At 59.8% G+C, this 13,144-nt stretch carries 13 protein-coding genes; 12 read left to right on the top strand and 1 reads right to left on the bottom strand.

From position 1 onward, the window contains the following. Positions 1 to 217 precede the first annotated feature (217 nt). Both ABDX87_RS26380 and ABDX87_RS26375 read left to right on the top strand, forming a co-directional pair. The gene (locus ABDX87_RS26380; RefSeq protein WP_346830535.1) at positions 218 to 580 is read left to right on the top strand and encodes a response regulator; all 363 of its coding nucleotides are present in this window, start codon (positions 218 to 220) and stop codon (positions 578 to 580) included. After that, positions 570 to 1,877 carry a glycosyltransferase gene (locus ABDX87_RS26375; protein ID WP_431061183.1) on the top strand — a complete coding sequence of 436 codons (1,308 nt, stop codon included), beginning with the start codon at positions 570 to 572 and terminating at the stop codon, positions 1,875 to 1,877. The genes ABDX87_RS26380 and ABDX87_RS26375 overlap by 11 nt, the downstream gene beginning before the upstream one ends. Positions 1,878 to 1,899: 22 nt before the next feature. On the opposite strand, the gene cobF is transcribed toward ABDX87_RS26375, so the two are convergent. After that, positions 1,900 to 2,661, bottom strand: a complete 762-nt coding sequence (gene cobF, locus ABDX87_RS26370) for a precorrin-6A synthase (deacetylating) (protein ID WP_346830534.1) — start codon at positions 2,659 to 2,661, stop codon at positions 1,900 to 1,902. A 115-nt stretch (positions 2,662 to 2,776) separates the two neighbouring features. On the opposite strand from cobF, the gene ABDX87_RS26365 reads away from it, so the two are divergent. The 10 genes from ABDX87_RS26365 (at position 2,777) to ABDX87_RS26320 (ending at position 13,137) form a co-directional block, all read left to right on the top strand. Beyond that, positions 2,777 to 3,145 (top strand): type II toxin-antitoxin system RelE/ParE family toxin, encoded by a 369-nt coding sequence (locus ABDX87_RS26365; protein WP_346830533.1) that lies wholly within the window; start codon positions 2,777 to 2,779, stop codon positions 3,143 to 3,145. Then, positions 3,138 to 3,458 carry a helix-turn-helix domain-containing protein gene (locus tag ABDX87_RS26360; RefSeq protein WP_346830532.1) on the top strand — a complete coding sequence of 107 codons (321 nt, stop codon included), beginning with the start codon at positions 3,138 to 3,140 and terminating at the stop codon, positions 3,456 to 3,458. The genes ABDX87_RS26365 and ABDX87_RS26360 overlap by 8 nt, the downstream gene beginning before the upstream one ends. 74 nt (positions 3,459 to 3,532) lie before the next feature. After that, positions 3,533 to 4,438: an AraC family transcriptional regulator gene (locus ABDX87_RS26355; RefSeq protein ID WP_346830531.1), complete on the top strand. Its 906-nt coding sequence runs from the start codon at positions 3,533 to 3,535 to the stop codon at positions 4,436 to 4,438. 242 nt (positions 4,439 to 4,680) lie between these two features. Further along, entirely contained in the window at positions 4,681 to 6,003 is a 1,323-nt protein-coding gene (locus tag ABDX87_RS26350; protein ID WP_346830530.1) for an ABC transporter substrate-binding protein, read from the top strand. A gap of 78 nt (positions 6,004 to 6,081) precedes the next feature. Continuing rightward, positions 6,082 to 7,014: a carbohydrate ABC transporter permease gene (locus ABDX87_RS26345; protein ID WP_346830529.1), complete on the top strand. Its 933-nt coding sequence runs from the start codon at positions 6,082 to 6,084 to the stop codon at positions 7,012 to 7,014. Between the two features lie 10 nt (positions 7,015 to 7,024). Next, positions 7,025 to 7,858, top strand: a complete 834-nt coding sequence (locus ABDX87_RS26340; RefSeq protein ID WP_346830528.1) for a carbohydrate ABC transporter permease — start codon at positions 7,025 to 7,027, stop codon at positions 7,856 to 7,858. 171 nt (positions 7,859 to 8,029) lie between these two features. Beyond that, complete coding sequence (locus ABDX87_RS26335) at positions 8,030 to 9,133, top strand: ABC transporter ATP-binding protein (RefSeq protein WP_346830527.1); 1,104 nt, start codon at positions 8,030 to 8,032, stop codon at positions 9,131 to 9,133. Positions 9,134 to 9,167: 34 nt separating this feature from the next. Next, positions 9,168 to 10,667 carry a mannitol dehydrogenase family protein gene (locus tag ABDX87_RS26330; RefSeq protein WP_346830526.1) on the top strand — a complete coding sequence of 500 codons (1,500 nt, stop codon included), beginning with the start codon at positions 9,168 to 9,170 and terminating at the stop codon, positions 10,665 to 10,667. A gap of 23 nt (positions 10,668 to 10,690) precedes the next feature. Further along, a complete protein-coding gene (xylB, locus tag ABDX87_RS26325) occupies positions 10,691 to 12,172 on the top strand; it encodes a xylulokinase (RefSeq protein WP_346830525.1) in 1,482 nt (493 codons plus the stop codon). Between the two features lie 23 nt (positions 12,173 to 12,195). Then, on the top strand, positions 12,196 to 13,137 hold the full coding sequence (locus ABDX87_RS26320; RefSeq protein ID WP_346830524.1) for a carbohydrate kinase family protein: 942 nt from the start codon (positions 12,196 to 12,198) through the stop codon (positions 13,135 to 13,137). Positions 13,138 to 13,144: the final 7 nt, after the last annotated feature.

Below are 13,144 nucleotides of genomic sequence, written 5' to 3'. Positions count from 1 at the left end.
TTCTGACATATAAGATTGAATTTTCAGACATTAGCTGTAGGACAAAATTCTGCGCACTATACGTTTGAGTGATTCCTTAGCGCCACTACACTCATTTGAATTGTGTCATCGATGCCGGGAAGTTGTCACAATTGCCGGGTGATTTATTAAGTCGTTATTTCGCCGATCGGGCGCAGCTCGCCTGATCAGGACCCCGTCATTTCCAAGGAAAATTTTCATGTCCGACCCAGCCAGCACGATTCTGGTGGTTGAAGATGACAGCATTGTCCGGATGCTGATCGTCGACGTGCTCGAAGAACTCGAATACCGCGTGCTCGAAGCGGCCGACGGCAAAGCGGCATTGGCTTTTCTGCAAGACCCCGAGGCGAAGATCAATCTGCTGATGACCGATAAAGGGTTGCCCGACATGGACGGCACCGAACTGGCCAAAAAAGCAGCCGGTTTGCGCCCCGCTCTGCCCATTCTGTTTGCCAGCGGTTACGCCGAAAACATCGAGTTGCCGCCAGGCATGCACCTGATTGGCAAGCCGTTTTCCATTGACCAACTGCGCGACAAAGTGAAAAGCATCCTTGGCCAGTGAACACCTCCCCGCCGCCCGCCACACCCATGTTCTGATCATCGGCTACGTATGGCCGGAGCCGCGCTCGTCGGCCGCCAGCGGTCACGTCATGCAATTGATCGAATGTTTCCTCGAGCAGGGCTGGCAAATCACCTTTGCCAGCCCTGCCAACGAGGGCGAGCACAAGGCTGACCTGGCGGCACTGGGCATCACCGAAGTCGCAATCGAGCTCAACAACAGCAGCTTCGATCACTTTGTCTCAGAGCTGCAGCCGGATGTGGTGTTGTTCGATCAATTTCTGATGGAGGAGCAATTTGGCTGGAGGGTAGAGAAACACTGCCCCGGTGCGTTGCGGGTGCTGGAAACATGCGACCTGCAGAGCCTGCGTCACGCCCGGCACCAGATGCTCAAGGAGCAATTGAAGGAAAACGGCAGCCGCGAGCATTTTGGCGATGTGTTCGCCGCGCCTGACGCGACACTTTTTCAACGCATGGCGACCATGGATCTGGCGCAGCGTGAATTGGCGTCGTTCTATCGCAGCGACTTGAACCTGATGGTGTCCGACGTCGAAATCGACCTGCTGACGACGCATTTCAAGGTGCCGGCCGACCTGCTTCACTGGTGCCCGTTGATGCTGCGCGATCTACCGGACAACGCCATAGGCTTCAGCGAACGCCTTCCGTTTCTGTGCATCGGCAACTTTCGCCACGCACCGAACTGGGATGCGGTGCTCTGGCTGAAAAACACCCTCTGGCCGTTGATTCGTCAGCAGTTGCCGAGCGCGCAACTCCATGTCTACGGCGCCTACACCCCGCCCAAGGCCACCGCGCTGCACAACGCGGCCCAAGGGTTTCACATCATGAACAGGGCTGAAGATGCCCTTGAAGTGATGTCGGCTGCGCGGGTCTCGCTGGCGCCCGTACGGTTTGGCGCCGGCATCAAGGGCAAGGTGATCGATGCCATGCTGTGCGGAACACCCACCGTAACCACCCCTATTGGCGCTGAAGCCATGTGCGGCGAGCTGCCATTCCCCGGCGCCATCGCATCCGACGCCCAGTCGTTCGCTGACGAAGCGGTCGCCCTGTACAACGACCAGACCCGTTGGCAGCAGGCGCAACTCGACGGTTTCGCGGTGCTGAAAGCGCGCTTTCGCCATGAGCAGCACTGCGCATCGCTGATCGAACGCATCAACCAGCTGCGGGATAACCTGCCGGCCCACCGTACGGCCAACTTCACCGGCGCGATGCTTCGTCATCACCAGCACAAGAGCACGCAATACATGGCGCAGTGGATCGAGGCGAAAAACAACAACGCCTGAGCCCCAGCTGCTCAACACGCGTTCACTCCAGTGCGCGTCGTAGCAGATAGGTGTCCATGATCCAGCCCTTCTCTGCTCGCGCCGCGTCGCGGGTGCGTTTGATCTGCTCACAGACCTCCCGCAGCGGACCGGCAATCAGCATTTCATCCGGCGTCCCCAGATAAGCGCCCCAGTAGATGTAAAGGTCCTGATCGACGAACCGTTCAAAGGTGGTGTGCGCGTCCAGCATCACCACCACGTTGTCGAGTTCGGCGCCGTGCTGACGAGCCAGACGCCGACCGGTCGTGATCTGGATGGGTTCACCGACGCGGTTCAACACCACGCGGTGCTGCGCCGCCAAGGCCTGAACACTGGTGATACCGGGAATCACCTCGTAGTCGAACACCTGCCGGCCTCGCGCCAGCACCCGCTCCAGGACCCGCAGCGTACTGTCATACAACGCCGGATCGCCCCACACTAAAAACCCGCCAATCCCCTCTTCCCCAACTTCGTCGGCGATCAGTTGCTCGAACAGCGCCGCACGCTGCGCATGCCACTGCTCGATGCCGTTGCGGTAGGACTGCGGATCGTCTTCGCGTTCAGGGTCACGCACCTGAACCAGCCGGTAATCATCACCCTCGATATACCGCTCGCAAATATCCCGGCGCAGTCGCAACAGATCGTCGTTGGCGTAGCCCTTGTCGAGAATGAAAAACACCTTCGCCCGGTTCAGCGCCTTGATCGCCTGAACCGTGATGTGCTCCGGATTGCCCGCGCCGATGCCGATGAGGAGGATTTTTTTCATAAGCTTACATTTCCTGCATAGCGTTAACGACGATGGGTCGCGATAGTGACGGCCCCGGCCCGTTGGAGGGAAATCAACGGGTTGACCTGATACCCATATAGGTATAATTTCGACCATGTCATACGGATTTGAAAAACCGCTTTTTTGGGTGGCCAGTAGCCGGAAGGATCTCAGCAGTATGCCACCGGAGGTGCAGGCCACTTTCGGTTATGCCCTGTACATCGCGCAAACAGGCGGCAAGCATTCAGAAACCAAACCGCTCAAAGGTTTTGGTCATGCGGGTGTTCTGGAGGTTGTCGAGGATTTCCATGGCAACACCTATCGCGCCATCTATACCGTGCGTTTCGGCAATGCGGTCTATGTGCTTCACTGCTTTCAGAAAAAATCCATGAAGAAATCACAAACACCTCATCACGACATCGCTGTCGTCAAAAGTCGACTGCTGGCAGCGGAATCTCATTGGAAAGGACTGACCCATGACTGAAATTGAGCAGGGTAGCGGTAACGTGTACGCCGACCTCGGCATCGCCGACGCAAACGAGATGCTGGTCAAGGCGCAACTGGCCGCCAAGATCGGCAGCATCCTTAAGGCGCGACACCTGACTCAAGCCCAGGCTGCCGAGATACTGGGCATTACACAGCCCAAGGTGTCAGAGATGTTGCGAGGAAAGTTCAGGGGAATCAGCGAAACGAAAATGATTGAATGCCTGGCACGCCTTGGGCGTGATGTTCAGATCGTGATAAAGCCAGCGCCACGCTCACGCAAGGAAGGTAAGGTCGAAGTGGTCTTCGTTTGAGGCCGGGTCGCTGTATTCCCCGGAGCAATTAGTGCACATTAAGCCCAGGCGCCTCCCTGAATCCCGGCAACAGCATGACCAAAACAACAAAAATCACCGACCCTTCCTACGAGCTGATGGACGACCATAACGGTTTGTCGATCATCTATCGCGAACATGGCTTTCCCTGCCCGCTGGTGCGCTGGCATTTCCACAAGGAATACGAGCTGCACCTGATCGTCGCCAGCTCCGGCAAGGTGTTCGTCGGGGACTACATCGGCAACTTCTATCCGGGCACGCTGTTTCTCACCGGGCCCAACCTGCCGCATAACTGGATCAGCCAGGTCGAGGAAGACGAGGTCGTTCCCAAGCGCGACATGCTGGTGAACTTCACCGAGGAACTGCTGGAAAGCGGTAATCAGGTATTTGCCGAGCTCAAGACCCTGGCGCCATTGCTGGAGCGGGCGCAGTACGGGATCGAGTTTCGCTGCAAACGCACGGTCCGTCAGGCCATGAAGCTGATGCAGAAGATCGCCGATTCCTCGGGAATGACCCGTCTGGGTCATTTCTTCATTCTGCTGGAGTTGCTGGCCGCCAGTGACGACTTCCAGCTGCTGTCAGGCACCACCGCCTCGCAGCTGTCGGACGATCATGCGGTCGAGCGCACCAACAAGGCGGTCGACTACATCTTCACCCACTATGCGCGGGAGCTGACCCTGGAAGAGGTCGCCGACCATTTGGGGATGAAGCCCACCTATTTCTCCCGGGTGTTCAAACAGGCCACGGGACGGACATTCGTTGAGTTCGTCAATCGCCTGCGCATCAGCAAGTCCTGTGAGCTGCTGGCCGATGGCGAGAAGCCGGTGACCGACGTGTGTTTCGAGTCAGGCTTCAACAATATTTCCAATTTCAACCGGCGCTTCCAACAGCTCAAAGGCATGACACCCTCGCACTATCGACGCCTCGCCGTGCAGCGCCTCACCGAGCAAAACCTGTACTGATTCACCCACTTCCCGTCTTCCTCTACTACGCTGGAACTGCGCCGGGCCATGCCGGAACGCAGTTTCGGTGTGTTGCCGCCTGAACTCCCAGTGCAAGAAAGTATCAGTTCCAGTGTGTCGCAGGATTTGTCAATGTCCGTGCAGACCGTTGTAATCAACTGACCTTCTTCCATGTCTCCGGAAGGAACAAAAACAATAACCAAGCTTCTGCCGTCCCTCGGGACACAGAAGAGGAGTGATAAATGAAGACCTCTGCAAAAGTTCTGCTGGCTGGCACCTGTCTGACACTCTCAACCCTGGCCACTGTGGCCGAAGCAGGCGACGTGACCATCGCCACCGTCAACAACAGCGACATGATTCGCATGCAGCGACTGTCGAAAACCTTCGAAGAACAGCATCCCGATATCAAGCTCAAGTGGGTCGTCCTCGAAGAGAACGTGCTGCGCCAGCGCCTGACCACGGACATCGCCACCAAGGGCGGTCAGTTCGACGTTCTGACCATCGGCATGTACGAAGCGTCACTCTGGGGCGCCAAAGGCTGGCTCAAAGAAATGGACAACCTGCCAGCGTCCTACGCGCTGGATGACGTTTTCCCGTCCGTGCGCGATGGCCTGTCGGTCGACGGCAAGCTCTTTGCCCTGCCGTTCTACGCCGAAAGCTCGATCACCTACTACCGCAAGGACCTGTTCAAGGCGGCCGGCCTGACCATGCCGGAGCGTCCGACCTGGACCCAGATTTCCGAATTCGCCGACAAACTCACCGACAAATCCAAAGAACAGTACGGCATCTGCCTGCGTGGCAAAGCCGGCTGGGGTGAGAACATGGCATTGATCACCACCGTGGCCAACGCCTTCGGCGCGCGCTGGTTCGACGAGCAGTGGAAACCGCAGTTCGATCAGCCTGAATGGAAAAACGCGCTGACCTTCTACACCAACGTCATGAAGAAAGACGGCCCTCCCGGCGCTTCGAGCAACGGCTTCAACGAAAACCTCGCGCTGTTCAACAGTGGCAAATGCGCCATCTGGGTGGACGCCAGCGTCGCCGGCTCGTTCGTCACCGACAAGTCCCAGAGCAAGGTGGCCGACAACGTAGGCTTTACCTATGCGCCACACGAAGTGACCGACAAAGGCTCTGCCTGGTTGTACTCGTGGGCCCTGGCCATTCCGACCAGCGCCAAGAACGACAAGGACGCGCGCGCCTTCACCGAGTGGGCGACCTCCAAAGAGTACGCTGCGTTGGTGGCTGAGAAAGACGGTGTGTCCAACGTGCCGCCAGGCACACGCGCGTCGACCTACACCGATGCGTACAAAAAAGCTGCGCCGTTCGCCGACATCACCCTGGAATCGCTCAAGGCGGTGACGCCAAAAGCGCCGACCCTCAAGCCTGTGCCTTACGTCGGCATCCAGCTGGTGACCATCCCTGAGTTCCAGTCGATCGGTACGTCTGTGGGCCAGCAGTTCTCTGCAGCACTGGTGGGCACCTCTTCCGTCGATCAGGCACTGACCAACGCACAAAGCGTGTCCGAACGTGAGATGAAGCGAGCCGGTTACCCGAAAAAGGGATAACGCCCGTCGCTTCACGGCAGCAGTCGGCGCCCCGCCGCTGCTGCCACGCTCACGCTTTTGCCCCGGTTCGGAGTCATCATGAACACGTCAACCATTACCCCGCGTACGGCCTCGGCCGACGACACATCTCATGCCAAAGGCAGTGTCACCAAACCTGGCTGGTTTCTGGTCAGCCCTTCGGTGCTGTTGCTGCTGGTCTGGATGATCGTCCCACTGGGCATGACCATCTACTTCTCGCTGATTCGCTACAACCTGCTGAACCCGGGCGAAAACGAATTCGTCGGGCTGGAGAACTTCGAGTTCTTCGTCACGGACGCAGGCTTTTTCCCGGGCGCCATGAATACGCTGTTGCTGGTCGGCAGTGTGCTGGCCATCAGCGTGATCCTCGGCGTATTGATCTCGGCGTTGCTGGAAGCCAGTGAGTTTCTGGGCCGCGGCATCGTGCGCGTGTTGCTGATCTCGCCGTTCTTCATCATGCCCACGGTGAGTGCGCTGATCTGGAAAAACCTGATTTTTCATCCGGTGTCCGGGATTCTCGCCTCGGTCTGGAAGTTGTTCGGTGCACAGCCCGTGGACTGGCTGGCCAACTACCCGATGCTGTCGATCATCATCATCGTGTCGTGGCAATGGCTGCCCTTCGCCATCCTGATCCTGATGACGGCCATGCAGTCCCTGGATCAGGAACAGAAAGAAGCCGCGCGCCTGGACGGTGCGGGCCCCATCGCGATCTTCTGGCACCTGACCCTGCCGCACCTGGCGCGCCCCATCGCGGTCGTGGTGATGATCGAAACCATCTTCCTGCTGTCGGTGTTCGCGGAAATCTTCACCACCACCAACGGCGGTCCGGGCTTCGCTTCGACCAACCTCGCGTACCTGATCTACAACCAGGCGCTGTTGCAATTCGACGTGGGCATGGCATCGGCAGGCGGCTTGATTGCCGTGGTCATTGCCAACATTGCCGCCATCATCCTGATCCGGATGATCGGCAAAAACCTCACCGACAAGTCTTGAGGGCAAGGTCATGATGACGCTCAAACAATCCCGCCGCCTGCAAAGCGTGCTGCTCGGCACCTTGTCGTGGGCGATCGCGGCGCTGATTTTCTTCCCGATCTTCTGGATGGTGCTGACCAGCTTCAAGACCGAGATCGATGCCTTCGCCACGCCGCCCCAGTTCATCTTTACGCCGACGCTGGAAAACTACCTGCACATTCAGGAACGCAGCGACTATTTCCACTTCGCCTGGAACTCAATCCTGATTTCTTTCAGCGCCACAATCCTGTGCCTGCTGATCGCTGTACCGGCGGCGTACTCCATGGCGTTCTTCGAAACCAAACGCACCAAGAGCACGCTGCTGTGGATGCTTTCCACCAAGATGCTGCCGCCGGTGGGCGTATTGATGCCGATTTACCTGCTGGCCAAGACGTTTGGCCTGCTGGATTCGCGCATCGCGCTGATCGTGATCTACACCCTGATCAATCTGCCGATCGTGGTCTGGATGATTTACACCTACTTCAAGGACATCCCGGGCGAAATCCTCGAGGCCTCGCGGCTGGACGGCGCCACCACGCGCCAAGAAATTTTCCGGGTGCTGATCCCGATCTGCAAAGGCGGCCTGGCCTCGACGGCGCTGTTGTCGCTGATCCTGTGCTGGAACGAAGCGTTCTGGTCTTTGAACCTGACCTCGTCCAACGCTGCGCCCCTGACCGCGCTGATCGCCTCGTACTCAAGCCCTGAGGGGCTGTTCTGGGCCAAGCTGTCGGCGGTCTCGACCCTGGCGTGTGCACCGATCCTGATTTTCGGCTGGATCAGCCAGAAACAACTGGTCCGCGGCCTGTCGTTTGGTGCGGTGAAATGATCGAGAACACGAGGGTTCCCGCGCGGAGCGTAAGAACCCTGGCCCGGACGCTCTGCGTCCAGTAGCTGACGCAGAGCGTCAATGGATGCATTCCCACGCGGAGCATGGGAACGATCTCGGCAAGCTCACTCCTACAGCTGATGTATTTGAAGAATAAAACTGGAGCCCCACATGGCTAACCTGACAATCAGAAATCTGCAAAAAGGCTTCGACGGCCATCAGATCATCAAAGGCATCGACCTGGACGTCAAAGACCGTGAGTTCGTGGTCTTCGTCGGTCCGTCCGGCTGCGGCAAATCGACCCTGTTGCGGCTGATCGCCGGCCTTGAAGACGTCACCAGCGGCAGCATCGAACTCGATGGCCGCGAGATCACTCAAGTCACCCCGGCCAAGCGCGACCTGGCGATGGTGTTTCAGACCTACGCGTTGTACCCGCACATGACCGTGGGCAAGAACCTGTCTTTCGCGCTGGACCTGGCGGGCACACCGAAAGCCGAGGTCGAGAAGAAAGTTGCCGAGGCCGCGCGCATTCTGGAACTGGGCCCCTTGCTGGAGCGCAAGCCCAAGCAGCTGTCCGGTGGTCAGCGTCAACGGGTGGCGATCGGCCGCGCCATCGTGCGCAACCCGAAAATCTTCCTGTTCGACGAACCGCTGTCCAACCTCGACGCCGCACTGCGCGTACAGACCCGCCTGGAACTGTCGCGCCTGCACAAAGAGCTGGAAGCGACCATGATTTACGTGACCCACGACCAGGTTGAAGCCATGACCCTGGCCGACAAGGTGGTCGTGCTCAACGGCGGACGCGTGGAGCAGGTTGGCTCGCCCCTGGAGCTCTATCACCACCCGGCCAACCTGTTCGTCGCCGGTTTCCTCGGCACACCGAAAATGGGCTTTCTCAAAGGCAAGGTCAGCCGCGTCAGCAGTACCGGCTGCGACGTCACGCTGGACGCCGGCGCCACCATCAGCCTGCCGTTCACCAACGCGCAACAGAGCGTCGGCGATGCCGTGACCCTGGGCATTCGCCCTGAGCACCTGGAGCTCGCCAAAGAAGGCGATTGCCAACTCAAAGTCGTGGCCGACGTCAGTGAACGCCTGGGCAGTGACACCTATTGCCACGTGCGCACGGCTTCCGGTGAAGCCCTGACCCTGCGGATTCGCGGCGACCTCGCCAGCCAGTACGGCGAGACCCTGAACCTGCACCTGGACAGCACCCATTGCCATCTGTTCGACGCCCAGGGCCAGGTCATTCGCAAGGCTCTGCAAGCCGCCGCCTGAGCCGACGAACATTACAGAATCAGAGACCGTAGTCATGAAACTGAACAAGCAGAATCTTTCAAACCTGGGTGCCGGCATTGCATTGCCTACCTACGCCCTTGAAGACCGTCGTCAGGGCATCGCCCACATCGGTGTCGGCGGCTTCCACCGCGCGCATCAGGCGTTCTACACCGACGCCTTGATGAACACCGGTGAGGATCTGGACTGGGCCATCTGTGGCGTCAGTTTGCGCGAAGAAGACCGCGCCAATTTCGAAGCCCTGAAGAGCCAGGACTTTCTGTTCACGCTGTTCGAACTGGGCGATACCCCGGACACCGAAACCCGCATCATCGGTTCCATGAGCCAGATGCTGATGTCCACCGACAATGACCTGGCGCTGATCGACAAGCTTGCCAGCCCCGAGATTCGTATCGTTTCGCTGACCATCACCGAAGGCGGTTACTGCATCGACGACAGCACCGGCGAGTTCATGAGCCACCTGCCGCAGATCCAGCACGACCTGCAGCACCCGGCCACGCCGAAAACCGTGTTCGGCTACCTGTGCGCAGCACTCGCCAAACGCCGCGCCGAAGGCACGCCTGCGTTCACGTTGATGTCCTGCGATAACCTGCCGCACAACGGCGCCGTGACCCGCAAGGCGCTGCTGAAGTTCGCCAAACTACGTGACGCCGATCTGCACGACTGGATCGCCGAACACGTCAGTTTCCCGAACGCCATGGTCGACCGCATCACACCGATGACCAGCACCGCGCATCGCCTGCAACTGCACGACGAAAAAGGCATCGATGACGCCTGGCCGGTGGTCTGCGAACCGTTCGTGCAATGGGTCCTGGAAGACAAGTTCGTCAATGGCCGCCCTGCGTGGGAAAAGGTCGGCGTGCAGTTCACCGACGACGTGACGCCTTACGAAGAAATGAAGATCAAGCTGCTCAACGGCAGCCACCTCGCCCTGACGTATCTGGGTGCGTTGAAGGGCTATCGCTTCGTTCACGAAACCATGAACGACCCGTTGTTCGTCGATTACATCCGCACCTACATGGACCGGGACGTCACCCCGCAACTGGCGCCAGTCCCGGGCATCGACCTGACCGACTACAAGCAGACGCTGATCGACCGCTTCTCCAATCAAGCCATTGCCGACCAGCTGGAGCGCGTGTGCTCCGACGGCTCGTCGAAGTTTCCCAAGTTCACCGTGCCGACCATCAACCGCTTGATCGTCGACGGCGGCAACATGGACCGCGCCTCGCTGGTGGTCGCGGCCTGGGCCTTGTACCTGCAAGGCAACAAGAACGGCGACTTCAAGGGCGAGAACGGCGTCGATTACAAGGTCGTCGACCCCCGTGCCGACTTCTGCAAGGCGCTGGTGGCCGATGACGTGCTGGTCACTCAACGCCTGCTTGAGGTCGAAGAAATTTTCGGCGCGGCGATTCCGAAATCCGCTGAATTCGTGGCATCGTTCGAGCACAACCTGAACAGCCTGAAGCAATTGGGCGTCAGTAAAACCCTGGAAAACCTGTTGGCGAAAACCGTCTGAGTTTCAGAGGTCACGAGGTGAACATGTTTCTTGGCATTGATTGCGGCACCCAAGGCACCAAGGCGATCGTCCTTGATGCCGTCAGCGGCAAGGTCCTGGGCGAAGGCTCGGGCGCGCATCACATGATCAGCGGTGCCAACGGGCGCCGCGAGCAGGATGTGCAGGAATGGCTCAACGCCTTCGAGCAGGCGACCGCCGCCGCCCTGGCTCAGGCCGGCATCAGTGGTGCCGAGATTCAAGGCATCGGCGTGTCCGGGCAGCAACACGGGCTGGTGATGATCGACGAGTTGGGCCATGTGTTGCGCCCGGCCAAACTGTGGTGCGACACCGAGTCCGCACCGGAGAACGACCGTCTGCTGGACTACCTGGGTGGCGAAGCGGGTTCGCTGGAGCGTCTGGGTATCGCCATCGCGCCGGGCTACACCGTGTCAAAACTGCTCTGGACCAAGGAGCAGTTCCCCGAGCTGTTCGCGCGTACCGACAAGATCCTGTTGCCTCACGATTTTCTCAACTACTGGCTGACCGGCCGCTGCTGCAGCGAGTTCGGCGACGCCTCGGGCACGGGCTATTTCAACGTGCGCACCCGCGAATGGGACCTCGACATCCTGCAGCACATCGACCCGACAGGCCGCCTGGTCAACGCATTGCCTGAGTTGCTGGAGGCCCATGAAGCAGTCGGCACGATTCTGCCGGCGATTGCCGAGCGCCTGGGCCTCAACCCCAATGCCATCGTGTCCAGCGGCGGCGGCGACAACATGATGGGCGCCATCGGCACCGGCAACATAGCACCGGGCTCGATCACCATGAGCCTGGGCTCGTCCGGTACGGTGTATGCGTTTGCCGACGAAGCCAACGTCAGCGCTCAACCGTCGGTGGCGACGTTCTGTTCGTCGTCCGGTGGCTGGCTGCCGCTGATCTGCACCATGAACCTGACCAATGCCACCAGCGCCATCCGCGAGCTGTTTGCCCTGGACATCGGTACGTTCAATGCCGCGATCGCGTCCTCGCCCATCGGCGCGCAGGGCGTGCTCATGCTGCCCTTCCTCAACGGCGAGCGGGTGCCTGCCCTGCCCCATGCCACCGGCAGCATTCTGGGACTTGACAGCACCAACCTGAATCAAGCGAACCTGTGCCGCGCCGTAGTCGAAGGCACGACCTTCGGGCTGCGCTACGGCCTGGACCTGCTGCGGGACAGCGGCATCAAAAGCGCCAACATCCGCCTGATCGGCGGCGGCGCAAAAAGCGCGATCTGGCGCCAGATCGTTGCCGACATCATGAACACCCCGGTCATCTGCACCACGGGCACCGAAGCCGCAGCACTGGGCGCTGCAATCCAGGCCGCCTGGTGTCATTCGCACGCCCATGGCGCCGGAGAGTCACTGCACGCCCTGAGTGAGCGTTGCGTGAGCCTCGATCCCGACAGCGAAACCCGCCCGGTGCCAGAGCATGTGGCGGCGTATCAACAGGTTTATCAGCACTACCGCAATCAATTGCAGGGCGTTTAACCAACGCCCTTTATGGAGCACCTATGTACCTGGTTTGTGGCGAAGCACTGTTCGACTTTTTCAGTCAGCCGGACGCCGATGCAAAGAGCAACCGCATCGGCTACCAGGCGGTTGCAGGCGGCTCACCCTTCAACGTCGCGGTGGGCCTTCGCCGTCTGGGCGTGGACGCCGGTTTCTTTGCCGGACTGTCCACCGACTATCTGGGCAAGCGTCTGGCGACGGTGCTTGAAGAAGAAGGCGTGCGTGAGGATTTCCTCATTCACTTCGACGCCCCCACGACGCTGTCGATGGTCGCTGTCGGTACCGATGGCTCGCCGCAGTACAGCTTCCGTGGCGAAGGTTGCGCCGACCGGCTGCTCACCGTAGAGCACCTGCCCGCCCTGGACGAGAGCGTGCGCGGCCTGCATGTCGGCTCGTTCACACTGGTGGTGCAGCCGGTGGCCGATGCGCTGCTGACGCTGGTGCAACGCGAGAGCGGAAAACGTCTGATCACTTTCGATCCCAACGTGCGCTTGAATCCGGCACCGAGCATTGAGCTGTGGCGCAGTCAGGTGGCGAAATTCGCCGAGCACGCGCACCTCATCAAAGTCAGCGATGAAGACCTGCACCTGCTGTACCCCGACATCGACGCCGAAACCGTCGCCAAGGGCTGGCTCAAGCACAACTGCCAACTGGTGATCATGACCCGTGGTCGCCAGGGCGCGACGGTCTTCACCCGCGAGTTGGGCCACTGGTCGGTCCCGGCCCGCGAAGTGAAAACCGCCGACACCGTGGGCGCCGGCGATACCTTCCAGGCTGCGCTGATCACGTTTCTCACCGAGCGCGGACTCGACACCCCGGCCAGCCTGCCGTCGCTGGACCGCGAAACGCTGACGCAGATGCTCGATTTTGCCGTGGCGGCCGCAGCGATAACCTGCACGCGGGTGGGACCGGATTTGCCGTACCGGAATCAGGTGGTTTTATAAGGTCATG

This window comes from Pseudomonas abietaniphila, assembly GCF_039697315.1.
GTDB classification, from domain to species: domain Bacteria; phylum Pseudomonadota; class Gammaproteobacteria; order Pseudomonadales; family Pseudomonadaceae; genus Aquipseudomonas; species Aquipseudomonas abietaniphila_B.
The sequence above is the reverse complement of the archived record's forward strand: the minus strand, read 5'-3'. Positions and strand labels throughout refer to the sequence as shown.

Coding starts and splice junctions, on each gene's coding strand:
- ABDX87_RS26380 (WP_346830535.1), top strand. CDS start 218: ATGTCCGACCCAGCCAGCACGATTCTGGTGGTTGAAGATGACAGCATT.
- cobF (WP_346830534.1), bottom strand. CDS start 2,661: ATGAAAAAAATCCTCCTCATCGGCATCGGCGCGGGCAATCCGGAGCAC.
- ABDX87_RS26365 (WP_346830533.1), top strand. CDS start 2,777: ATGTCATACGGATTTGAAAAACCGCTTTTTTGGGTGGCCAGTAGCCGG.
- ABDX87_RS26360 (WP_346830532.1), top strand. CDS start 3,138: ATGACTGAAATTGAGCAGGGTAGCGGTAACGTGTACGCCGACCTCGGC.
- ABDX87_RS26355 (WP_346830531.1), top strand. CDS start 3,533: ATGACCAAAACAACAAAAATCACCGACCCTTCCTACGAGCTGATGGAC.
- ABDX87_RS26350 (WP_346830530.1), top strand. CDS start 4,681: ATGAAGACCTCTGCAAAAGTTCTGCTGGCTGGCACCTGTCTGACACTC.
- ABDX87_RS26345 (WP_346830529.1), top strand. CDS start 6,082: ATGAACACGTCAACCATTACCCCGCGTACGGCCTCGGCCGACGACACA.
- ABDX87_RS26340 (WP_346830528.1), top strand. CDS start 7,025: ATGATGACGCTCAAACAATCCCGCCGCCTGCAAAGCGTGCTGCTCGGC.
- ABDX87_RS26335 (WP_346830527.1), top strand. CDS start 8,030: ATGGCTAACCTGACAATCAGAAATCTGCAAAAAGGCTTCGACGGCCAT.
- ABDX87_RS26330 (WP_346830526.1), top strand. CDS start 9,168: ATGAAACTGAACAAGCAGAATCTTTCAAACCTGGGTGCCGGCATTGCA.
- xylB (WP_346830525.1), top strand. CDS start 10,691: ATGTTTCTTGGCATTGATTGCGGCACCCAAGGCACCAAGGCGATCGTC.
- ABDX87_RS26320 (WP_346830524.1), top strand. CDS start 12,196: ATGTACCTGGTTTGTGGCGAAGCACTGTTCGACTTTTTCAGTCAGCCG.